Annotated in this window: 13 protein-coding genes; 3 read left to right on the forward strand and 10 right to left on the reverse strand. The window is 50.3% G+C overall.

The features are described 5' to 3' along the window. The first annotated feature begins 8 nt into the window (after positions 1–8). Together M4J38_RS12225 and M4J38_RS12230 are read left to right on the forward strand one after the other, a co-directional pair. The gene (locus M4J38_RS12225; protein ID WP_251759888.1) at positions 9–2,381 is read left to right on the forward strand and encodes a hypothetical protein; all 2,373 of its coding nucleotides are present in this window, start codon (positions 9–11) and stop codon (positions 2,379–2,381) included. Between the two features lie 223 nt (positions 2,382–2,604). After that, positions 2,605–3,669, forward strand: a complete 1,065-nt coding sequence (locus M4J38_RS12230; RefSeq protein ID WP_251759889.1) for a LacI family DNA-binding transcriptional regulator — start codon at positions 2,605–2,607, stop codon at positions 3,667–3,669. A 13-nt stretch (positions 3,670–3,682) separates the two neighbouring features. Here the strand turns inward: M4J38_RS12230 and M4J38_RS12235 are convergent, their stop codons facing one another. From M4J38_RS12235 to M4J38_RS12275, 9 genes are all read right to left on the reverse strand, one after another. After that, complete coding sequence (locus M4J38_RS12235) at positions 3,683–5,614, reverse strand: sialate O-acetylesterase (RefSeq protein WP_251759890.1); 1,932 nt, start codon at positions 5,612–5,614, stop codon at positions 3,683–3,685. A 6-nt stretch (positions 5,615–5,620) separates the two neighbouring features. After that, complete coding sequence (locus M4J38_RS12240; RefSeq protein ID WP_251759891.1) at positions 5,621–8,236, reverse strand: glycoside hydrolase family 3 C-terminal domain-containing protein; 2,616 nt, start codon at positions 8,234–8,236, stop codon at positions 5,621–5,623. Positions 8,237–8,260: 24 nt separating this feature from the next. Further along, on the reverse strand, positions 8,261–9,280 hold the full coding sequence (locus M4J38_RS12245; RefSeq protein WP_251759892.1) for a glycoside hydrolase family 43 protein: 1,020 nt from the start codon (positions 9,278–9,280) through the stop codon (positions 8,261–8,263). Between the two features lie 26 nt (positions 9,281–9,306). Then, positions 9,307–10,773 carry an MFS transporter gene (locus M4J38_RS12250; RefSeq protein WP_251759893.1) on the reverse strand — a complete coding sequence of 489 codons (1,467 nt, stop codon included), beginning with the start codon at positions 10,771–10,773 and terminating at the stop codon, positions 9,307–9,309. Positions 10,774–10,795: 22 nt separating this feature from the next. Further along, positions 10,796–11,920: an endo-1,4-beta-xylanase gene (locus M4J38_RS12255; protein ID WP_251759894.1), complete on the reverse strand. Its 1,125-nt coding sequence runs from the start codon at positions 11,918–11,920 to the stop codon at positions 10,796–10,798. A 4-nt stretch (positions 11,921–11,924) separates the two neighbouring features. Beyond that, the gene (locus M4J38_RS12260) at positions 11,925–14,471 is read right to left on the reverse strand and encodes a glycosyl hydrolase 115 family protein (protein WP_251759895.1); all 2,547 of its coding nucleotides are present in this window, start codon (positions 14,469–14,471) and stop codon (positions 11,925–11,927) included. A gap of 282 nt (positions 14,472–14,753) precedes the next feature. Continuing rightward, on the reverse strand, positions 14,754–15,488 hold the full coding sequence (locus M4J38_RS12265; RefSeq protein ID WP_251759896.1) for an SDR family NAD(P)-dependent oxidoreductase: 735 nt from the start codon (positions 15,486–15,488) through the stop codon (positions 14,754–14,756). Positions 15,489–15,507: 19 nt separating this feature from the next. Beyond that, positions 15,508–17,661 (reverse strand): alpha-glucuronidase family glycosyl hydrolase, encoded by a 2,154-nt coding sequence (locus M4J38_RS12270; RefSeq protein ID WP_251759897.1) that lies wholly within the window; start codon positions 17,659–17,661, stop codon positions 15,508–15,510. 173 nt (positions 17,662–17,834) lie between these two features. Beyond that, a complete protein-coding gene (locus M4J38_RS12275) occupies positions 17,835–18,869 on the reverse strand; it encodes a LacI family DNA-binding transcriptional regulator (RefSeq protein ID WP_251759898.1) in 1,035 nt (344 codons plus the stop codon). Between the two features lie 86 nt (positions 18,870–18,955). Between M4J38_RS12275 and M4J38_RS12280 the strand changes: the two genes are divergently transcribed. After that, entirely contained in the window at positions 18,956–19,570 is a 615-nt protein-coding gene (locus M4J38_RS12280) for an RNA polymerase sigma-70 factor (RefSeq protein ID WP_251760868.1), read from the forward strand. Positions 19,571–19,945: 375 nt separating this feature from the next. Here M4J38_RS12280 and M4J38_RS12285 read toward each other — a convergent pair whose 3' ends face one another. Beyond that, the gene (locus M4J38_RS12285) at positions 19,946–22,414 is read right to left on the reverse strand and encodes a zinc-dependent metalloprotease (RefSeq protein WP_251759899.1); all 2,469 of its coding nucleotides are present in this window, start codon (positions 22,412–22,414) and stop codon (positions 19,946–19,948) included. Positions 22,415–22,425 lie beyond the last annotated feature (11 nt).

Genomic DNA, 22,425 nt, shown 5'->3' on the forward strand with positions numbered 1-22,425 from the left:
CCTTTCAAATGAAATTACCCAACAATATACGTTCCTCTTCTTTCCTTCCCTGCTTCGTGTTGTGCCTGGCTGTTTGTGGCCCAAAGCTTCATGCGCAGGATACCGGAATAAACCCCGCGGAAGCGCTTACCCGTTTCAGCGCACAATCGATCAGGGAGAAATTGTATGTGCATACCGATAAGGATTATTATATGCCGGGGGAAATCATCTGGTTCAAAATATATTGCGCCGATGCTTTCCTGCACAAGCCGCTCCCCCTCAGTAAAGTAGCTTACGTTGAAATACTGGACAGCGCCAATAAAGCCGTCCGGCAGGAAAAAATAGCCTTACATAACGCCACGGGCAACGGCTCCATCTACCTTTCCCAACAGGTAGCATCGGGCCACTACAAACTCCGGGCCTATACCCGGTGGATGCAGAATGATGATCCGCACTGGTTCTTCGAGAAACAGATCGCGGTAATGAACCTGAACCACCTGCCGCCGGTAAAGCCCGTTACGGAAAGCAACAAAACACAGATCACCTTCTTCCCGGAGGGTGGCGACCTCGTGCAGGGAATGGAGAACAGGATCGCCTTCAAAGCCAGCAATGCTACAGGAAAAGGCGTTGCGTTCAAAGGTTATTTACTGGATGGACAAGATACGTTGCTGCATTTTGAACCCGAACACCTGGGCATGGGCACATTCCCGCTTACACCAGAAGCAGGACACCGTTACCGCGCCTTCATTGTACCGGAGAACGGCCTTCCTTTTGAAGCAATACTTCCGGAGACGCGCTCCGTTGGAACCTCGCTTGCGGTGCAACCCACGCCGGATGGTTTCAGGATACATATTCATACGAACGAACCAGGCAATGAAGCAATGAGATTACTCGTGCACACGCGGGGCATCACCCGACTTCATACCACACTTCCACTTACAGAAGGGAAAGCGCAATTCCAACTTCCCGCATCCGTTCCGGGAGAAGGCATCTCCGTAGTAACGATCTTTAACGGGAAAGGACAACCCGTTTGCGAACGGCTGATATTCAGTTATCCCGAAAAAGAACTGGACATCAACCTTTCAGTTTCAAAACCGGTTTACCATACCCGTGAAGCCGTGGAACTGCAGTTGAGTACCGCATCAACAGACAGCGCGGAGTTCTCCTTATCGGTGTACAGTATAGATTCGCTCCAGCAACCGGGATCAGGGAATATCCTTTCTTACCTGTTATTGTCCTCCGATATCAGGGGGCATATAGAAAATCCGGAGACTTATTTTGCTGAAAGTAATCCAGACAAAGCCCGGCAAATGGACCTGCTGCTGCGTACGCAGGGCTGGAGAAGGTTCAACTGGAAAACTATAACCTCGCAAAAAACACCCATTTACCGTTATGCGCCGGAATTGCAGGGACACCTCATTACCGGAACCGTATTTAGCGGAGAAAAGCCCGCATCCAATACCACCGTATTCCTTTCGGCCCCTTCTTCCCTCACCCTGTTCAGGCCCGCCACCAGTGATGTGAACGGGAACTTCAGGGCCGATGTCCCGAACCTGTTTGGCAGCCATCACCTGATCGCACAAACGGAATCCTCTTCTTATACCATCAGCATCCACGATCCGTTCAGCCGGCAATTCTCCACTTCCACGCTGCCCACCATGTACAGACCGCTGGAAAATCCGGGCACGCTGCTGCAGCAGAACATCGGGATGCAGGTCAGGAACATCTATTCGGGAGACCAACTGAATGTTCACCATTTGCCCCATTCCGGAGACACCATTCCGTTTTACAACCGCGCCGACCAGCAATACCAACTGGATAAATACACCCGTTTCACTACCATGGAAGAAGTGCTGCGCGAATATGTGAACCTGGTGGATGTGCGGTTTAAAAACAAAGAAGTAAACCTGTTCGTGATCGATCCATTGAGAAAGGCCTACTTCGAAAACAAACCACTGAACCTGCTGGACGGCGTACCCGTATTCAATTTTACAAAGTTCCTGGCGTTCGATCCCATGAAAATATACAGCGTGGATGTGGTGGCAAAACAATACGTGCTGGGCAATACCAGTTTTCCGGGCATCCTCAACTGGAGGACCTACGCGCCTTCAGCCGCCTACTATGAGGCAACGCCCAACATGCTCCAGGTCGACTATGAGGGACTGCAACTGACCAGGGAATTTTACAGCCCGGCATATGATTCACCAGATAAAAAAGACAGTCGTATACCCGATTTCAGAAACGTGCTGCATTGGGCGCCGGCCGTTAAAGCCGGGAAAAACACTGATGCGAAACTCCGTTTTTATACATCTGATCTTCCCGGCAAATATGTGGTGGTGGCGGAGGGACTTTCCACCGGAGGAACAGCCGGAAGTGGGATGTTGTTCTTTGAGGTGAAGTAATAAAAGCATCAGGAAATCATAAGCAAAAAAATAAGGCAACCGATTGCGTAAATTTCACGGAAAAAGTTTGCAAATTTGCTTTTAAAACATTTCTTTTAGGAAAATAAACGATGCGGGCCAGCACCTTCCCTTCTTAGGAAATACTGATAGTTAAAGGATTTCATGACCTCAGCGATACTCAGCCGGAAATGAATGGCCGTGAACATGTTTGCAATTGATTACAATGAATATCAAGAAAGACATCACCATTTATGACCTGGCGCAGAAACTGAACCTCTCGACCTCCACGATCAGCCGTGCGCTGAACGACAACCCGATCATCAACAAAAGAACACGAAAAACCGTACAGGAAACCGCCCGTGAACTGGGTTACCGGCACAACACCTTCGCCAGCAACCTGCGCAAGCAGAAAACGAATACCATCGGCGTAATCGTCCATGAGCTGAACAGCAATTTCATCACCTCCGTGCTCGCAGGTATTGAAAAAGTGACCACCGCCGCCGGTTACGACCTTATCATCGCGCACTCTTCTGAAAACCATGAAAAAGAAGTGGCGAACGCCCTCAATTTCTTCCACAAAAGAGTAGATGGCGTACTCGCATCCCTCTCCTTCACCACACACAACCTGGACCATTTCACCCCTTTCGGGGAAAGAGGCGTTCCGGTAGTATTCTTCGACCGCGTAGAGGAGAACCACGACAGTACTCATGTGATCATCGACAACCATAAGTGTGGCTACCAGGCCACCAAACACCTGATAGAACAGGGCTGCAAAAGAATTGTACTGGTAACCGCCAGCCTGCAGCGCAACGTATATGAACAGCGACACAGCGGGTACATGGACGCCTTGCGAGACAACGGCATTCCCTACAACAAACACCTCGTACTGATCAAGGACCTCAGTGAACAATGCGGCATAGACGCCGCCATGGAGATCATGCATATGGACCCGATGCCCGACGGCGCTTTCATCACGAACGACTTCACCGCAGCCGTTTGTATGCACACGCTGAAAGAGAACGGGTTAAACATCCCGGGCGACATTGCCGTGGTTGGCTTCAACAACGACGCCATCGGCAAGATCGTTCACCCCAAACTGAGTACGATCAACTACCCCGGAACGGATATGGGAGAAGTGGCGGCCAGGAACCTGATCGGGTACCTGAATGGCGCATCGGAACTGCATCAGACGAAAACAATCATTGTACGGTCCGAACTGATCGTACGGGAATCTTCTCTTCGGGCAGAAAGCCCTGTGGCCGTACCGGCAACAACAGGCGTACTTTAAAAACTTTGCTTTTCTACTTATCGGTCCGGAACGGAGCTGCGGGCAGGCCTTCTTTATTTATGAGCGAAGGGTTTACGGGATTATCGGCCCAGGCGTAACGCACATACTTCGGTTCTTTTATCTCAGGACTCCAAACCACTACTTCTTCACCTTCAATCCGGGCTTTGGCCCAAACGAATTTTTTATCTGCCCCCGCGATCGCGAATTCAGCGGGCGCTTCTCCATCGCTGGTGGTTAACCCACTACCGGTATGGTTAAAACCAATCCTGATTTTATCTCCTTCTATACGGGCCGAACGGAACATGGGACCGGAATACACCAGTTCTTTTCCGTAGGCGATTTTTTCGGCGGCAAGCGCGAGTCTTTCACCTACATCCTTTTTATTATCGGGATGAATATCGTTCCATTCACCCAGGTCGATGGCCACGGCCATGCCCGTATTGGGCAATTCCAACGCATTGGTCTGCGCTTCGCGCATCGATGCCCAGTTGCTCTCCGAAGGCAGGTAATTGTACTCCATGTACCCGGGCAACTGCACATAGAGGAACGGCAATGTGGTATCGTTCCTTTGTACGCGCCAGTCTTTTATAATGGCTTTCTGCCACTTTGCATACATGGCGGGCTGACCACTGTCGCTCTCGCCCTGGTACCAGCAAATCCCCTTGATGGTATAAGGAACGGTGGGCGCCACCATGGCATTGTACAAGGCCGAAGGCTGGTTCTGCGCATTCACGCCTCCGCCGCCGAATCCGCCTTGTGAGGGTCTGAAAACCGCGCCTACCTTATATTGCCAATAACCATACAATGGAATGGTATCGGTGCCTGAAAAAATACAGTAAGGCTTATCCGGCACAAATCCGCCTTTCCCGCCATTATTGGTCACACGTACCACAAACAGGTTCCTGCCTTCCTTTAAAACACCAGCGGGCACCGAATACCTTCGCTGCGGATATTGGTAACCGGTACTTCCTACACGGGTCCCGTTAATGTACAATTCGTCGGCATCCACAATTCTTCCCAGGAACACTTTCGCGGCCTTGCCCGTCATTGACGCGGGTATATCAATTTCCTTCCTGTACCATACGATCCCATTGAGGTCGCGCACCCCCTGGTCTTCCCAATAACCCGGCACGGCAATGTTGCGCCAGCCTTTTGGTGCATACGCGGGCTCGAACCATTTCAGGCTTCCTGTCATACCCGCATCTTCGGGTGGCAGCGTATTATTTCTGTTTTCAGGTACACGACGGCGTGACCTGTTCAATGCGGCCGTATCCCTGTTTCGGGCGATTGCCTCCACTGCGGAAGGAAATTCTTTTAATCCTTCTTCACTTATCCATGCCTGTATCGGCGTTCCGCCTACGCTGGCATTAATAATACCTACTGGTATCTGATGTGCTTCATGTAATTTTTTCGCGAAGAAAAAAGCCACTGCTGAAAATGGCCGTACCGCCTCTCCCACAGCAGGCACCCAATATCCTTCGGGTAAATCTTTTTCTGGTTGTCGCATATTCGTCAGCGTGGGTATCCAGAACTGCCGGATCATGGGATAATTGGCTGTAGCGATGTCCTGCGCATAAGTTACATCGTGGATGTTGAGTTGATGTACCATATTGGATTGTCCGCTGCACAACCATACATCACCGAAAAGAATTTCCTTCAACCGGATGGTATTCTTTCCACGGATCTCCATATTATAAGGACCACCGGCTTTTACGGGCGGCAATGTAACGGACCAGTTTCCACCCTTGTCCGCACGGGCGCGGTATTGCTTTCCATTAAAACGAACGGTTACGTTTTCATTCGCGGCGGCCCAGCCCCAGATGTTTACGGGCTTATCGCGCTGAAGGATCATGCTATCCCGTACAAGGGCTGGTAATTTCACCTGCGCATACGCTATACCCTGGAGCAAACAAAGCGCCGTTATATAGGCAAACAATCTTTTCATCACCTTTTATTGAATGGATACGATGCCTGACACCACATTCCCCGAACCGGCTCTTTCTCCCGGCTGGCCACCGCCAACGCTCACCTGTACTTTTCCGGAAGGAATATAACGGGAACCATCAGCTTCTTTTACGAGCGATAGGTCATCCGCCTTCAGTGTAAAATCAAATGTGGCCGTTTCCCCGGCTTTCAGGAACACCCGTTTGAAGCCTTTCAACGCGCGGATCGGGGCTTTCCCTTTCACGCCCTGGTGTGCTACATACAGTTGAATTACTTCTTCGCCATCCCTGCTCCCCGTATTGGTGAGGGTAACGGTAACGGGCAACTCTTTTCCGGAAGAAATTCCTGAAGGAAGTTTAAGATCAGCATATTTAAAATTAGTATAGCTCAACCCGTATCCGAAAGGATAAAGCGCTTTGCCTTTGAAGTAGCGGTAGGTTCTGCCGTTCATGGTATAATCGCTGAAACCGGGAATATCTTTATCACTGGCATAGAAAGTAACGGGTAATCTTCCCGCGGGGTTATAGTCGCCGAAGAGCACGTCAGCAATCGCCGTTCCGGCGCTTTGTCCGCCGTACCAGGCATTTACGATAGCGGGAACATTCTTGTCTTCCCATGGAATAGCGATCGCGCTGCCCGTCATCATCACGAATACCAGGGGCTTTCCTGTTGCTTTCAGGGCTTTCAGCAATTCCGTTTGCACAACCGGCAATTGAATGGTGGTTCTGTCTCCGCCATCAAAACCGGGATCATTCACGGGCATTTCCTCTCCTTCCAGTTGGGGAGAAATACCTCCGGCGAAGATAATCACATCTGCCTGTGCCAGTCTTGCGGCCAACGCTTTGTGATCGGTCTTTTTAAAGTTACCCGTACGCAGCGAAACATTCGCCTGATCGTCTCCCTGCCAGTATTCCAAAGTAATTTTATAAGAAGAATCTTTTTTCGCATCCAAAGCATAGGTGCGGGCGCCCCAGCGGTTTCTCGTCCAGGCATCGATTACTTTTTTACCGTTCACGAAAAGCCGGTAACCATCGTCCGCATTCACTTCCAGATTAATCTTACCCGTTTGTGCAGGTTTGAAAACAGCATTGAAACGGGCGGAAAAATTGGTGGCCGTGAGTCCATTGCCAATAATATCGCCTCTTTGCCAGGTGAGGTCCAGCGTTGGTTCCACCCTGGTGAAAACAGGATTACCTTCCAGTTCACGTCCGGCGAAGTACTCAGCCTGGAAACCGGATGCGTTGTTGTACGTGAATTGTTTGGAAAGATCGCTGTAGGCCAATAAGGTATCATTGGTGAAGTTCACGCCCTTTTCATAGATCACTTCCACACCAGGACCCAGTTTTTCCTTTATCCCATCCAGCACCGTCACGATGCGCGAAGGAACACCATTGTAGTTGCCGAGCACGGAGATGCGGTTGTCGGCATTGGGACCAACAACAGCCACTTTTTTAATGTTCTTTTGGAGGGGAAGGGTTTGTTTATCGTTCTTCAGCAATACGACGGACTGCTGCGCCATCTTGAGCGCGTGTGCCTGGTGCGGCGCGCTTTCCAGCACGGAAGAAGGCGTTTGCGCGTATTTCACCATAGACACCGGATCGAACATACCCAGCTTATACCTTACAGTGAATAGTCTTTTCAGAGAAACATCCAGTTGCGCTTCAGTAATCAGTCCTTTCTGAACGGCATCTTTCAAGGTATAATACACGGTTTGCCCGCATTCGATATCAGTCCCGTGCAGTACAGCGTCTACCGCGGCAGAGGTAGCATCTGGATGAGTTTTATGGTATTTGAAAAAATCATCAATCGCCCAGCAGTCGGAGGTTACATAACCATTGAACTTCCACTGGTTGCGGAGAATATCGTTCATCAGCAGGTCGTTGCCGCAGCAGGGCTGTTTGTTCACCGCGTTGTAGGCGCACATCACGCCCACCACATTCGCATCCACGATCAGTTCTTTGAACGCGGGCAGGTAGGTATCCCAGAGGTCGTAGGTGGTGGGGTTAAAATTATCGGAGTGGCGGGAAGGCTCCGGTCCGCTGTGCACGGCAAAATGTTTGGCGCAGGCGGCGGCTTTCAGGTATTTATCATCTTCCCCCTGCAGGCCCCGTACAAATGCGCGGCCAAGCATCGCCGTTAGAAACGGATCTTCACCGTAGGTTTCCTGTCCTCTTCCCCAGCGGGGATCACGGAATATATTGATGTTCGGGGTCCAGTAGGTGAGTCCCAGGTACCTTTCTTTTGTTCTCCCGGATTCAATCGCTTTGTTGTGAATGGCCCTTCCTTCCAGCGCGGAGTAATCGGCCATGCGGTAAAGCGAATTGGTATCCCAGGTAGCAGCCATCGCGATGGCTTGCGGAAACACCGTGGTACGGTAAGGCGTTCTGGCCACCCCGTGCAACACTTCGTTCCACCAGTCGTAAGCAGGTATCCCTAACCGTGGTACAGCCGGTGTGGCGTTCAGCATCTGGGCCACTTTTTCTTCCAGCGTTAACCTGCTCACCACATCGTTCACCCGTTGCTCAATGGGCAGGGATGGGTTCCACATGGGATATTGTTTCCACTCCTGAGCCAATAGCCGGGCGGAAACGAACAGCAGGAAAAGAAAGCATAGCTTTTTCATGATGGCAAAATTTTAGCAACACCTTTACCAGATGTATGGATCGATGGTTTTAATGTGTCCGTCTTCCAGGTGCACCAGCTCCGTCATTTTGATGGAACGCAGGTGGGTTATCCCTTTCGACAAACTGGAATCGTGGTAGAAAAGATACCATTTATCGTTGAATTGACAGATGGAATGGTGGCTGGTCCAGCCCACCACCGGGTTCAGTATTCTACCTCCGTAAGTAAACGGTCCGTAGGGATTATCGCCGATGGCATAACAGAGAAAATGCGTATCCCCTGTTGAATAGGAGAAATAATATTTACCGTTGTGCTTGTGCAACCAGCTTGCTTCGAAGAAGCGGCGTTCGTTGTCGCCCGCCAGCAGCGGATTGCCGTTCTCATCCAATATCTTTATTTCCCGCACTTCTTCCGCAAACTGAAGCATATCTTCTGAAAGCTTTGCCACCAGCGGACCTAAAGCCGGTTCGTCAGCAGAAGGCTCTTCGTGCTTTACATCATATTGGTTGTTCCTATAGGATTGTAACTGCCCGCCCCATAGTCCGCCAAAATACATGTACGCCTCCCCGTTATCTTCCACAAAAACCGCGGGGTCTATCGAATAACTGTTTTGGATGGGTTCCGGTTCTGCGACGAATGGCCCGGCGGGATCCGTTCCAACCGCCACTCCGATCTGGAAAATACCATCCGCTTTTTTGGCGGGGAAATAGAGGTAATACTTACCGTTTTTGTACGCCGCGTCGGGCGCCCACATTTGCTTTTCAGCCCAGGGCACATCTTTTACATGCAGGGCCACGCCATGGTCCTTCACTTCGCCACCGGGCGCATCCATCGAAAACACATGGTAATCTTCCATGGCGAAATGACTACCCAGGTCGTCAAATGGAATACCTGCTTCCACATCGTGCGAAGGATAGATGTAAATTTTTCCGTTGAACACATGCGCGGAGGGATCCGCGGTGTACAAATGCGTTACAAGGGGTTTTGAAATCGCTTTTTTATCCAGTTCATCAAAATCAATATGGTCTATCGGATCCTCAGGCATGGTAAATTCGTTTAAAGTTATAGCGATCAGGCGCGACGCAGTTTCAGTTCGGCCTCTATCTGTATTTCAGTTTTCTTATCGATCTTATAGAAAAAGAGCAGGCAGGCTCCCGCGATGAATACAGCGCCGGGAATAACACTCACCAGCATTTTGATACCGTTCAACGCCTCGGGCGTTTGCTGCACGGCATCGGCGTTGTAACCAAAGATGCTGAGCAACCACGCGGAGATGGCACCGCCCAGGCTAAGTCCCACTTTCAACCCGAAGATCATCGCGGAGAAGATAATGGCCGTGGCGCGCCTGTTGTTCTTCCACTCACTGAAATCGGCCACATCCGCGATCATCGCCCACAACAGGGGAATGGTAATGCCGTAAATGAACCCGTGGATGGCGAGCAGTACCACCATACCCCATACACTGGCGGTAGAAAGCGTTACAATCGCCATCAGGCAGAGTGCCGAAAGTGTGAGGAACCAGCCAAACACATTGCGTTTGCCATATTTATCCGCCAGCGGTTTGGAAAGAAATATCCCCAGGATCATCGCGATGGTACTGGCCGCGTTGGCGATGCTGGACGTGGCATACGGCGCACTGTCCGCCTTGCGGAACTCCATGAAAGCGGCTTCTCCGAAGGTGTTCGACAAACTATCCAGGAATCCGCCGAAACCAATCTGTTGCAGGAAAGCAGTCTGACTGGCCTCGGAGAGGTAATATTTGAAGAAATAGATGTTCATGCCACCTTTCAGCGCCAACGTGATGAACACCAGCACGGTGAGCGTGAGCATAATGAGCCAGGGACGGTTCTTCACCAGATCCGTCAGGTCCTGCCGCAAAGGCGTTTTCTGCTCCTTCGGCGGCGTGATGCGTTCCTTTGTGGTGAAGAAGGTGATCAGGAAACAGATCACCCCAACTATGGAGAAAACGAGCATTACTTTTTCGAAGCCGGCGGCCTTATCGCCTTTCCCGATGGAAATGGCCAGGGGCAACAACAATACCTGGATGATGAACTGCGCCACCATTACAGACACGAACCGGTAAGAAGAAAGACTGTTCCTTTCTTTCATATCGCCCGTCATTACGCCACTGAGTGCGGAGTAAGGAAGGTTGTTCGCGGAATAGATCACCACGAGCAGCAAGTAAGTGATGAATGCGTAGATCACTTTTCCGCTTTCGCTGAAATCCGGTGTGGAGAAAGCGAGCAGGGCGATCACCCCGAACGGGACGGATGTCCACAGAATCCAGGGACGGAACTTACCCCAGCGGGTATTGGTACGGTCGGCGATGGCGCCCATTACCAGGTTGAACACGGCGCCAACGATACCGCCTACCAGCATCACCAAACTGGCGCTGGAAGCGGGTATTTTATAGATATCCGTGTAAAAGAAAGCCAGGAAGGCCATCAGGGTCTGAAAGATCAGGTTGGCGGCAAGATCGCCGAGGCTGTAGCCTATTTTCTCTCCAACGGTCAGTTTGTGCGGGGCGGTAGTACTCATAAATAGCGTATATCGGTATGTCTTATTTGCGCTTGGTGGCCACCACTTTGTAGAAAGCGGGTTTGGGTTCATAGTTCCTGTCGAACAACAGGGGGTAATTCGTACGTCCCCTAACCGGCCAGCCATTCAGCCAGCTATCGCCATCCGTAACGCCCCAGAAAGTTACGCGGGAAATTTTATCCTTGTGCTTTAAAAACAATTCGAACAGTTGTTGGTAATCTTTGGCCAGTTGTTGTTGCACACTATCGGGCAGGCCATCTTTATAAGGATTCAACCCGGGATTGTCCTGCATGCGCTGGTTCACATCCGCGCCCTGGAAATTACGGGGCAGTACTTCGATATCAAGTTCCGTGAACGCTACTTTGATGCCGAGCGCGGCATATTGTTCAATACTTTCTTCGATGTGCTGAAAGGGTACCCTGCCTACGTGCCAATGCCCCTGGATCCCCACACCGTCTATCTTCACACCGGCATCCTGCACTTTTTTGATGAGGGCGATACATCCCGCTCTTTTGGCAGGCTGCTCGTTGTTGTAATCGTTGTAGTACAGCTGCGCCTGCGGATCCGCGGCGGCTGCCAGCCTGAAGGCTTCGGTCACGAAGTCAGGGCCAAGTTTTTGGAGAAAGGGCGATCTTCTCATGGTGCCGTCTTCGTTCAATGCTTCGTTCACCACATCCCATGACTGCACTTTTCCCTTATACCTTCCGGCCACCGTTTTGATGTGTTCATTGAAGAAGGTACGGAACGAATCCACCGACTGCATCCTTCTTGCAAAAGCGGGCATCTGGCTGTGCCAGATCAATGTATGCGCATTGATGCTGATGTTGTTCTTTTTTCCATATTCCACCAACTTGTCGGGCATATCAAAATCGTACCTGCCCCATTCCGGGTGAATGTGTTCCGCCTTCATGATATTTTCCGGCGTAGCGGCGTTGAACTGCTTAGGGATCAGCACGGCGGCTTTCTGATCACGCTCCTGTATATGCGCCACATTGAGGGCGGTACCGATCAGGAAGTCGTTTTTAAACGCGTCCTTCAGCGAGGGTATCTGCTGCGCGGGCACCTGCTTTGAGGGAGCCACGCAGCCCGTCACCAGCAGCAGGGCTGCCGCAAGTGTTTTGGGAGAGCAAAATAATTTGTAGCGCATCTGATTATTTGTTTTGAGGGTTATACAATGTTTCCGGCGGTCCCAGGTAAGTTTTGGCGACGTTGCCGAAATCGAGCACCAGTTTTTGCAGTACCACGCCCGCATCCACCATGGAGATGCGTACTTTGTGTTTGCCCGGTGCAGTGATGGTATGATTACTTGTTTTGACGATAATGTTGTCGCCCGCCCAGCGGTTCCAGATGCCTGAACCCGTGGCGCGGTCCTCCTTGTTCAGGCTGAGCACCTGCGGCGCTTCCCCGTCAACGGAGACGGCATATTGCAAACCTTCAGGCGTATTGTAAAAATTCAGGGAGGGCGAAAAATAAGCGTTCACCGCAAAATTTCCCTTGCTGTACGTATAAAACTCATATTCCACATAAGGCGCGTTACTGGCAGGTTCCCATCTTCCGGCAGTAACCGGAAAAATGGTGATGGCCGAACCCGTTCTTCCGTGATCGGGCAACACTTCCCAACGGGTATTTTTTACGGTATGCGACGCAGTAAAATGATCCGCATTTATAGACACTCCCTTCCCCTCTTCTTCATAAAAAACATACCCCTTTGCCCCATCAGGCACTATCACTGCCTGCATATCTTTCACCCCGAAATCCTGCTTCTTAACGGCCTCATGCGCCGCCACCAGTTTCAGTTCCGGGATTTGCTGGCGGCGGGGCTCCTGCCATGACCTGTAGCCAATATGCGTCTGACTCATCATCCTGTTCCACTTTCCATTGTTGAGCTGGTGGTATTCCAATGTGATGAGTGAATCTCTGAGGTACAGTTGTGTTGCTTTTTCCGCGAATCCGTTCGCTTCGATCCATTTATTGGAAGCGGCTTCCCGGTTGCGGGCCACATTAAGGTACATTTCGTTGAGGTTGGCACTGGCCTTGATCGGATGCAACACCAACTGGAAATAAGCATCGTAGCAGTTTGCCGGTAATTTTTTAGCGATGGTTTCCGCCTGTTGCAGGAGCCGGTTGTAAGCATTGGCCACGGAATCCCATTCACCGGTTGCCAGGCTATATGTGTTCGCATCCAGCATTTCAGGCTTTCTGCGGGCATTAAATTTTGAGTAAGAAGAAATCAGTTCACCGATCGCTTCCCCGTACGCTTTTCCGAACTGATGCTCCGCCCAGTTTCCGGCGTATTGCCGAAGATCCTTATGCGAGATATTTTCCGGGTTCCAGGCATAATCCAGGAAGAAAGAAATCGGGTATTCCATGGGTTTAATGTCGCCCACATTCACGATCCAGATATCCCTTACCTGGTGCTCCCATGCGAGGTGCATCTGCTCCCATACACGCGGGATCGCGTTCGTGTTGATCCATTTATAATTCCTGGGACCACCCACATAATCGAAATGGTAATAGATGCCGTACCCGCCTTTCCTGGGCTTTTCACCGGGCTTGGGCAGTTTCCTGATGTTGCCCCAGTTGTCGTCGCAAAGCAACAAAGTAACGTCGTCGGGTACCCGCATTCCCTTATCGTAGTAGTCCTGTACTTCTTTGTACAGCGCCCAGAGCTGGGGCGTTTCCGATGCGGGTTTTCCGGTCACTTCAGTAATGATCTTTCTTTGATCCGCAACGATTTTTTCCAGCAAATCCGTAGCGGTTTCCCTCGACATCGGCTCATCGCCATCCCCTCTCATACCCACTGTTACAATCTTTTCATTGGTAGAACGCGCGAGCCCTGTTTTCCAGAACTCCTGCAGGCGCACGGCGTTGCTGTCGTAGTTCCATTTCCCCACGCCATACCTGCGCCATTCATCGTGTGCGCGCATCAGCGGTTCGTGGTGTGAAGTGCCTATCACGATACCATATTGATCTGCTATTTTTATGTTCAGGGAATCGTCGTCGTAAAAAGCATTGCCCCACATGGCGGGCCAGATGTAGTTTCCTTTCAACCGAAGGATCAACTCAAACACCTTCTCATAGAAGAGGTGGTTGAAGCCCCCGAATTTTTCTTTGGACCAACCTGAAAGCGCAGGGGCCTCATCGTTGATGAAGATGCCCCTGTATTTCACTTTAGGCTCATCGCTTGCATGCTGATGTTTCTTTAAGAAGATCGAAGTCTTTTTCTGTGCAGGTACATCCGCCCACCAATACCAGGGTGAAACCCCGATCTGCCGGGAAAGTTCAAATACGCCAAAAGCCGTGCCGCGCCGGTCACTCCCTACAATGAACAACTGGTTGTCCGAGGATTTCAATACATATTTTTCCCATTTTCCGTTCAATGAATCTATTCCGGGAAGCACCTTGCGTTGCAACTCCTTCACAATCGATGACCGGTCTAAGGATCCGATTAGTATGGCCGGAGTGGTTGTTTTTTGAGCAGCATGAATGATCCGTGGCTTTTGCCCGGTTACCATTTCTATATCCTGCTGCAGCAGTTCAGCGGACCGTTTCACCAACTCGTGATCGTTAGCATCCACCACTATTACCGCATTCGCCAGGGAGAACGCGCCTGATCCATTTTCAGCAACGAGTTGCCGTTGTCCGAAACTTTGAGAAGAAAAAAGCCATAAACCAAGAAAGATCAATAGTCTGTTCATCTGCAAGCAATGCAAGGTTATTTTAAAATGGATCGAAACTTAAATACAAATTTGCAATCGGTTGCTAAAGTTCGTAAAAAAAGGCTTCCTACAAAATCAATCGGCTAAATTATTCTGTAAAAAGCCATACTAAATTTAACAAATTCAGACAACTAGTTGATTTTCAATTATTTAAAAAACAGAGCAATCCTATTGTCCTGCATAAATCCATTTCCAACCACCCTTTGTTGTTGAGGTATTAAAATTGCTTCATCCTGTTATAAAAATGAAACCGCTTACATTTTAAAAACCGATTGAGTTCCCGCCATCTACAGGCAATATCACACCGGTAATATATTGCGCCGCGTCGGAAGCCAGGAAATACACGGCTTCCGCAACATCTTCAGGCTTACCGAGGAAGCCCATCGGGGTCCGTCCCATTACTTTCGCCTTACGCTCCGGATCGTTGTTTAGTGCTTTGGCGCTCATTTCCGTAGCGATGAAACCCGGTGCCACGCAATTCACCCTGATCCCTTTGGGAGAAAGTTCGGTGGCCATGGCCCGCGTCATCCCCTCAATGGCGCTCTTTGAAGCCGTGTACGCGATCACTTTCGGAATACCATATTGCGAGGCCATGGAACTGATGTTCACGATACTGCCTTTGCCTTCCCGCAACATACTTTTCACGATTTCCCGGGAGAAAGCGAATACGCTTTGCACATTCACCTGCTGGATGCGGGCGAAATCCTCATCGGTCACCTCTTCAAAATTCTTTTTGAGGTTGATGCCCGCATTGTTCACGAGTATATCGGGGAAGCCGAATGTCTTTTCGATCCTTTCCGCCAGGGCGGGCAGTTCATCCAGTTTATTCAGGTCGAAGGACAGCGTATGGCAATTGCCGCCAATGCGTTCGCGTGCCGCATTCAGTTTCTGCTCATCTCTTCCTATGATAATTACAGTATGTCCCTGTGCCGCGAATTTCTCCGCTATCGCAAGACCAATTCCGGAGCCACCTCCTGTAACGATTACATTTTTCATACACTTAGCTGGTTTAGGGTTATCCGTTCCCCGGGGCATAGGGGAACCGCATCTTTTTATATTCTTCTAGTGTTTTACCGGCTTTTTCGACGCCCTGCGGGAAAGGCTTTTTGGAGAAAGTCTGGAAGTAAAGCAGGCAGGCATTTTTCCACCAAACCGCTTCCTGCTCCTGCACATTGAGCAATTGCGCCACCTGTTTGAAAAGCATTGGATCCACGGCTTGTTCCACCTGCTTCCATTCTTCCCGCATGGTTCTTACTTCATTTACGCCCCATTGGTATTTCAGGCAGAGGTTGTTCCAAAGCGTATTACCGTTCTTCATTTTAAAATCCCAGGGTAGGCGGTGGAACCAGAGCAAGAGGTTTTCGTCGCATGTTTTGGGATCGTTCCACTGTGCGGCCACCTGCGGACTGTACTGCGCGATGGCGTTGCTTCCGGATGCGGTGCGGTTGAACCCGATGCCTGTACTATCGGCGCGGTGGTAATAAACAGGGTTCCAGTCTGGACGGGGCAGGTTGTCGCTCCAGGGCGCCGGGCCGTAATGGTGTCCATTGCCCATGATGTGGGTAAGTCCGAGTGGTGTCATATAATTGGCGACCGCTTCGCGGGAACGGAGCATCATACGGAGGATGATTGGCGCGGAAGCCTGATTTTTCAGCGCAAAAGTTTGTGCGATCCATTCCTGTGCAATAACCTTCGCATCCGCGTCCGGGTTCCAGGCCAGTCTTCCGAAGGCGTACCAGTTCGCTTGCGCGAAAGGATGCCCGCACCAGTTAAGGTCGCTGCCGATGTTGGCAACACCAGCTATACCGGAAACAGCGCTATCGCTCACTTTGGTGGTGAGCACCTGCTTCACGGGATTGGGTTTGTTTCCTGTAAACGTATTGGCCTCCAGCACTTCTTTTTGCAGAAGGGGGAGGTATACAAGATGGGTAGCGAAGCCGAGGTATTCCTGGGTCAACTGGAACTCCATCATCAACTGCGTTTTTGGCATGGCGCCAAACAGGGGATGAAAAGGTTCGCGGGGTTGAAAATCGAGCGGTCCGTTCTTTACCTGTACCAACACGTTGCTTCGAAATTGCCCGTCGAAAGGTTGAAATTCATTGTATGCCTGTTTGATACGGTCTTCCGGCACTTCGTTGCTGTACACGAAAGCGCGCCACATCACGATTCCCTTGTAAGGTTTTACGGCATCGGCCAGCATGTTGGCGCCATCCACATGCGTGCGGTTATAATTCTGCGGGCCCGGTTGCCCCTCACTGTTGGCTTTTACCAGGAATCCGCCGAAATCAGGAATGGCGCGGTAAATTTCCGCCGCCTTGTTCTTCCACCATTGCTGCACTTCCGGATCGAGGGGATCGGCGGTTTTCAGTTTTCCTAATTCAATGGGTGCGCTGAAACGTGCCGTGAGGTACACTTTTATGCCATAAGGACGAAATACGTCGGCAAGCGCTTTTACTTTGCTGATGTATTCTTCAGATAACACGAGCGCGTTGGCGTTCACGTTAGTGAGCACCGTTCCGTTGATGCCCACGGAAGCGTTGGCGCGGGCGTAATCGATGTAACGCTGGTCGATGTAGCCAGGTAAGGTGTGCCAGTTCCAGATGGATTGCCCCGCATAGCCACGTTCCACGTGCCGGTCAAGGTTGTCCCAATGGTTGAGCACGCGCACATCAAGTTTCGGAGCCTCCACAATGTTCAGCGCCTGGATACTTTTCCCGGACTGCAATAACCGCAACAGGTGAAAGGTTCCGTATAGAAGACCTTCATCGGTATTGGCTGTAACGATCAGCCTTGAAGCGCCATTCATCGAAGTGGTGAATATGCTGTAACCTTCTTTGTGAGAAGGTGGTGGCTGAAGTTTGGCCCGTACATCTATTTTCTTTAACGCATCAAAACGCAGGATCAGCAACCTCGAGTTGGATGAAGCAGAGTTCCATACCGGCGCGTTACCTGTAAGTTTTGGAATAGCCAGCGACAATTCCTTCCGGATCGCTTCAACAGTAGCGGAACTTCCTGGAACGAAAGCAGCTTTAAACGTGTTCGTATATTGTTGGGCAAGTACAGTATTGTTTACCTTATGGTATGGCAACCACAGTTCATAACCGTTCGCGGCAAAGGCAGGAAGAGCGATACAACAAAAAATCAGCAGGGCGGCAGCAATCCTTTTCATGGTATAAATCGTTGGACATTAAAATCGGTTCTGAATAACATTTACGCCATCCGTTGCATAACTTATCAGCATCTTCAATCCTTATTTTCAGAAGCTTTCAGCTTAACAAGCTATATTCAAAAACCAAATAGTTTTGCAATCGGTTGCGTAAAGATGCGAAAAAACAGGACATCCTACAAGTTTTTATTCCGTAGCGAAGAAGCCCTTATAATGAGTTCATCGCGCAGCACGATGGAACTGGTATTTTCGAGGGTTGCCAGTCCGTTGATGTGGTTGAGCATGGTTTGAATGGCGGTAACACCTAAAGTAAGTCCGGGATAATTAATACTGGAAAGGTTGGGAGAAATTACCCTCGTAATGGGGTCGTTGTTGAACCCCACAAAGGCGATATCTTCGGGAATCTTCATGCCGGCCTGTTGCAAGCGCAGCATACAATGCACGGCGGAGTTGTCGTTGGCCACAAAAACGCCGTCGGGCCGGTCTTTCAGACTCAGGATATAATCTGCCGCAGCAAGGCCGGCATCTTCACTGAGGTCGCTCTCGAAGAGCAGTTTGTCGGAGAAGCGGATATGATGATCCTTCAGCGCCTGCTTAAACCCCGCGAGCCTTTCGGCGTATAAGTTACTGGTGGTGTTTCCTGCCAGGTGCATCAGCTTCTTACAACCTTGTTCCAGTAAATGTGTGGTAGCTTTATAGGCCGCCCTGAAATTATCGACCAGGATACTCGTGTGCAGGTTAACGCCAGGCGCACGGTCAAAAAATACGACCGGTATCTTCCGGCTGAAAAAAGGCTCGAGGTGTTCGATAGAGGGCGTATCTGCGGCCAGAGAGATCAGTAGTCCATCCACCTGTTTGTTGTACATGGTAAGTACGGCCTGTTGTTCCTTTTCAAAACGCTCCAGCGACTGGCTGATGATGAGGTTATAGCCTTCTTTGTTGGCTGTACTTTCCATTCCGGCCAGTACGGTTGAAATGAAGTAGCTGTTCAGCCGGTGCACAATCACGCCGATAGTATTCGTTTTCCGGGTTCTTAAACTTTTCGCGAAAGTGTTGGTACGGTAGCCGAGTTTTTTAGCTGCGGCCAGGATGCGTTTTTTGGTTTCCCGGCTGATGGCGGGATGATCCTGCAAGCCCCGGCTCACGGTAGCGGCGGAAATATTCAGGTGGCTCGCGATATCGTAGATGGTAACGGCTTTTTCGGGCTTCATGCGTCAAATGTAATACATTCATCAGTTCTGTACCAGTACATAGTTACGGCCTTCTTGTTGCGGGAATATTATTATTTTTGAAAGGAATGTCAGTCCAACCCAACAACAGATGGAACGAAACCGAAGAGCGCGATCTTTTCACGCGGATAGCTTCCGGAGACCAGGAGGCTTTTGCCCGTGTTTTCCATCATTTCAATAAACGCATATTCCCTTTTGTGTTGAACATGATTAAGTCTGAAATACTGGCGGAAGAAATCGTGCAGGACATCTTCACCCAGCTCTGGGTAAAACGGGAAGAAGCAACACATTGGGAACATCCACAGGCCTATCTTTTTAAGATGGCCGCCAACCGCACACTGGACCAGTTACGTAAAATATCAAGGGAAACACAACTGGTGCAGGCGCTCACGGAAACCATGCGCAACACGCCCCTCAACGATATTGAGGCATGGCTGGACGGGAAAGAAACGAGTCAGCTGATTCATGAAGCTGTGGCCACGCTGCCGCCACAGCGGTTGAAAGTGTATAAGCTGTGCAGGGAACAGGGATTATCTTATAAAGACGCCGCGGAGCAACTGGGGATTTCGGTAAAAACCGTGCAGGCGCATTTGCAGGAGGCGACGCGGCAGATCAGGGCGTTTATCAGTTCGCAGCCAGGCGGGGCTTTGACGTTGTTGTTGCTGGGGTGCTTTGGGAAGTAGTTTTTTCTTGTAGGGTAGTTGTTTTTCACGAAATTGCCTCGTTCTTCGCGAAGGCAGACTGCTTCGTTCCTCGCAGAGCAGAGACGCAAAGGGCGGTTGTATTTCGGGCAGGATTGGTTTTGCAGTTTCTTGTTTAAGTTTTTTTCTCGCGATTGCTTCGTTACCTCGCAACACGGCGCTACGGGCTGTTGAAGGTGGGATAGCTTATGCAGGGATAGCTTATTTCACGATTGCTTCCTGCCTCTTGATTGCTTCGTAACTCGTGATTGCTTCGTAACTCGTGATTACTTCGTAACTCGTGATTGCTTCGTAACTCGCAATGGGGGCGCATCAGCTAAGATACGCCCCCTTGATATACAGCGACACATTAACACGTTATTTCAAAGCATCTTTTATTCTTTTGAGCGCAAGGGTGTAGTGCGTTTTTACCAGGTTGTCCGTTTCGGTTGAAATATTCTTTTGTAGGGCGACTACCAGTTCGGATAACTGCATGCGGACTGTTGCCAGGCCATCGGGACCGTAAACCGTAGTTTTTAAAGGAGCGGCTCCGGCGGGAGCGAGTAGTACAAGCATACGATCCAGGTATTGCAACTGGAGGTTTCTGCTGAAGGGATCTGAAGCTACCCCTGCATACAGATCACCCCAAATGGCGATCCGGACGGAACGCATGTATTCCTGCAGTGAATAACTTCCGGGGTAGAGGGCCGCGGCTTCCTGGAGTTGGTTAAACACTGTGGTATTGATGAGTTTGCTGAGTACCTCGTCCTGCAATCCTCCAATGATGTCAAGGGCTGAAACACCTGTTTTATTGAGTACGCCTGGTTCGGCCAGCCACCTGGGCGCGATAAATATGTTCCTGGCTATGAACGCAAGCGCCTCGCGCTGGATAGCCGCGGGTACGGGGACATATACAGCACCGGGCTGATCGGCCGTTTTCAACGTAATGTATCTTCCGCCTATGTTACGAAGTACATGCGTAACGTATTGAGAGAACTGGTTGAGGATGGCGCTGTGCATTTCCTTTACATCAGCGTAATTTTCGCCCGGCACACCGAACCATTTTACGAGGGACGGTACCATTCTTTTTAAATTCTTTATGCCATATTCCCCGGCTTTCATCGCATTATCACCAAGGTCCTCGTTCTGCACACGCGGATCGGAAGAGACTGTTTCGCCACCGAACCACAATCTTTTGTTGCCGGCATTTGCCAGGACCATTTTCTTCAGCAACGCAGTTTCTTCCTCCGCATTCCCGGCTGAAGGAAAATAACGGTAGCCCCATTCAATCGCCCACTTATCATAATCGCCGATTCGGGGGAAGATGTGCTGCCGCCTGAGGTGATCCTCTGGCTGGGCCACATAGTTGAAACGGGCGTAGTCCATTATTGATGCGGTATGGCCATATTTTGTGAGCCATGCGGTATCCCGGAGTTTCTCCACCGGCGTGGCGGAACTGGCGCTGAAATTGTGCAATAGTCCGAGGGTATGTCCTACTTCGTGAGAAGAAACGAACCTGATCAGTTGCCCCATCAGTTCATCGCTGAACACCATTTTTCTGGCACCCGTATCAATAGCGCCGGCCTGCACAAAATACCAGTCGTGCACCAGTTTCATCACATTGTGGTACCAGTTGATATGTGTTTCAATGATTTCGCCGCTGCGCGGATCGGATACCTGCGGACCGCTGGCATTGGGCAGATCAGAAGGTTTGTATACCAGTGCCGAATGCCGCGCATCTTCCAGCGACCATGACGGATCTTCTTCAGGTGTGGGCGCTCTTCGTCCAATGATGGCATTTTTGAAACCCGCTTTTTCAAAAGCGGTGTTCCAGTCGTTGATGCCTTGTACCAGGTAGGGAATCCATTGCTCGGGGGTGAGTGGGTCCACATAGATGACGATAGGTTTCAAGGGTTCTACCAACTCCCCTCTTTTGTACCGCTCCATGTCTTCAGGCCGAGGTTCCAGCCGCCAACGCTGGATGATGGAACGCTTAGTTACACGCTGGCCATTCCTGTCGAAATCGACATAATTTGTACTGAAGTAGCCCAGCCTTTCATCGGCGAAACGCGGACGCATCGGTTCTTTGGGCAACAACACCATTGAAGTATTAATCTCAATTGTTGCGTTGCCACCACCGGCGGCAACAGGCGCACCGTTCACCAGGGAGTTTCCCGCCGGGGCACGGGAATAAGTTTTCATGGTCCTGATCTCGGTATTGGCAGGAAAACTTTTTACATCCAGCAGGAAAGATTTATCCTGCTGGTAAGACTGTAACCGAAAAGCCGATTTTGATCCGCCGAAAAACAACATATCGTTATCGCTGTTCAACAAATCCGTCATATCAATTAGCGAATATCCCATACCGGTAGTACTGTCAGTTTTTGTGGCCTTCACCTCAAAGATCATGGTAATGGGCAGGATGCCGTTCTTTACCACGGCACGGTAGAGTGGCATGGAGGAATCGGCTGAACGTTCCCGGTAGGAAACGGAACGGACGAATATTTTTCCGTTCGGCGCCTTTTCGAAGCGAATCAGGTTCTCATTGATCTGATCGCCCACAAATCCCCTAATACTGCCCTCCCCCCTCATTTCAGCGGACGTGCCGGCGAGCCTGGAAACGATGAGCACATCTCTTCCAAAAACGGAGTCGGCAAGTTCGAAGTAACATTTCGTATCGTTCCGGTAAACGGTGAAAAGTCCTTTCGAAATTTTCATTTGCGCGTTAACGATCGCATCATATCCCGTTGTGGTTCGCTTGGGGGGAATCGAATCTTTTTTCTGACCGATAGCAGAAAAAGAAAGCACCTGCGCCAATAGAATGGCGGCAACAAATCGTATCATCATACAGTAAAATG

It is taken from the genome of Parasegetibacter sp. NRK P23, assembly GCF_023721715.1.
Taxonomy (GTDB): Bacteria; Bacteroidota; Bacteroidia; order Chitinophagales; family Chitinophagaceae; genus Parasegetibacter.

Coding starts and splice junctions, on each gene's coding strand:
- M4J38_RS12225 (WP_251759888.1), top strand. CDS start 9: ATGAAATTACCCAACAATATACGTTCCTCTTCTTTCCTTCCCTGCTTC.
- M4J38_RS12230 (WP_251759889.1), top strand. CDS start 2,605: ATGAATATCAAGAAAGACATCACCATTTATGACCTGGCGCAGAAACTG.
- M4J38_RS12235 (WP_251759890.1), bottom strand. CDS start 5,614: ATGAAAAGATTGTTTGCCTATATAACGGCGCTTTGTTTGCTCCAGGGT.
- M4J38_RS12240 (WP_251759891.1), bottom strand. CDS start 8,236: ATGAAAAAGCTATGCTTTCTTTTCCTGCTGTTCGTTTCCGCCCGGCTA.
- M4J38_RS12245 (WP_251759892.1), bottom strand. CDS start 9,280: ATGCCTGAGGATCCGATAGACCATATTGATTTTGATGAACTGGATAAA.
- M4J38_RS12250 (WP_251759893.1), bottom strand. CDS start 10,773: ATGAGTACTACCGCCCCGCACAAACTGACCGTTGGAGAGAAAATAGGC.
- M4J38_RS12255 (WP_251759894.1), bottom strand. CDS start 11,920: ATGCGCTACAAATTATTTTGCTCTCCCAAAACACTTGCGGCAGCCCTG.
- M4J38_RS12260 (WP_251759895.1), bottom strand. CDS start 14,471: ATGAACAGACTATTGATCTTTCTTGGTTTATGGCTTTTTTCTTCTCAA.
- M4J38_RS12265 (WP_251759896.1), bottom strand. CDS start 15,488: ATGAAAAATGTAATCGTTACAGGAGGTGGCTCCGGAATTGGTCTTGCG.
- M4J38_RS12270 (WP_251759897.1), bottom strand. CDS start 17,661: ATGAAAAGGATTGCTGCCGCCCTGCTGATTTTTTGTTGTATCGCTCTT.
- M4J38_RS12275 (WP_251759898.1), bottom strand. CDS start 18,869: ATGAAGCCCGAAAAAGCCGTTACCATCTACGATATCGCGAGCCACCTG.
- M4J38_RS12280 (WP_251760868.1), top strand. CDS start 18,956: ATGTCAGTCCAACCCAACAACAGATGGAACGAAACCGAAGAGCGCGAT.
- M4J38_RS12285 (WP_251759899.1), bottom strand. CDS start 22,414: ATGATGATACGATTTGTTGCCGCCATTCTATTGGCGCAGGTGCTTTCT.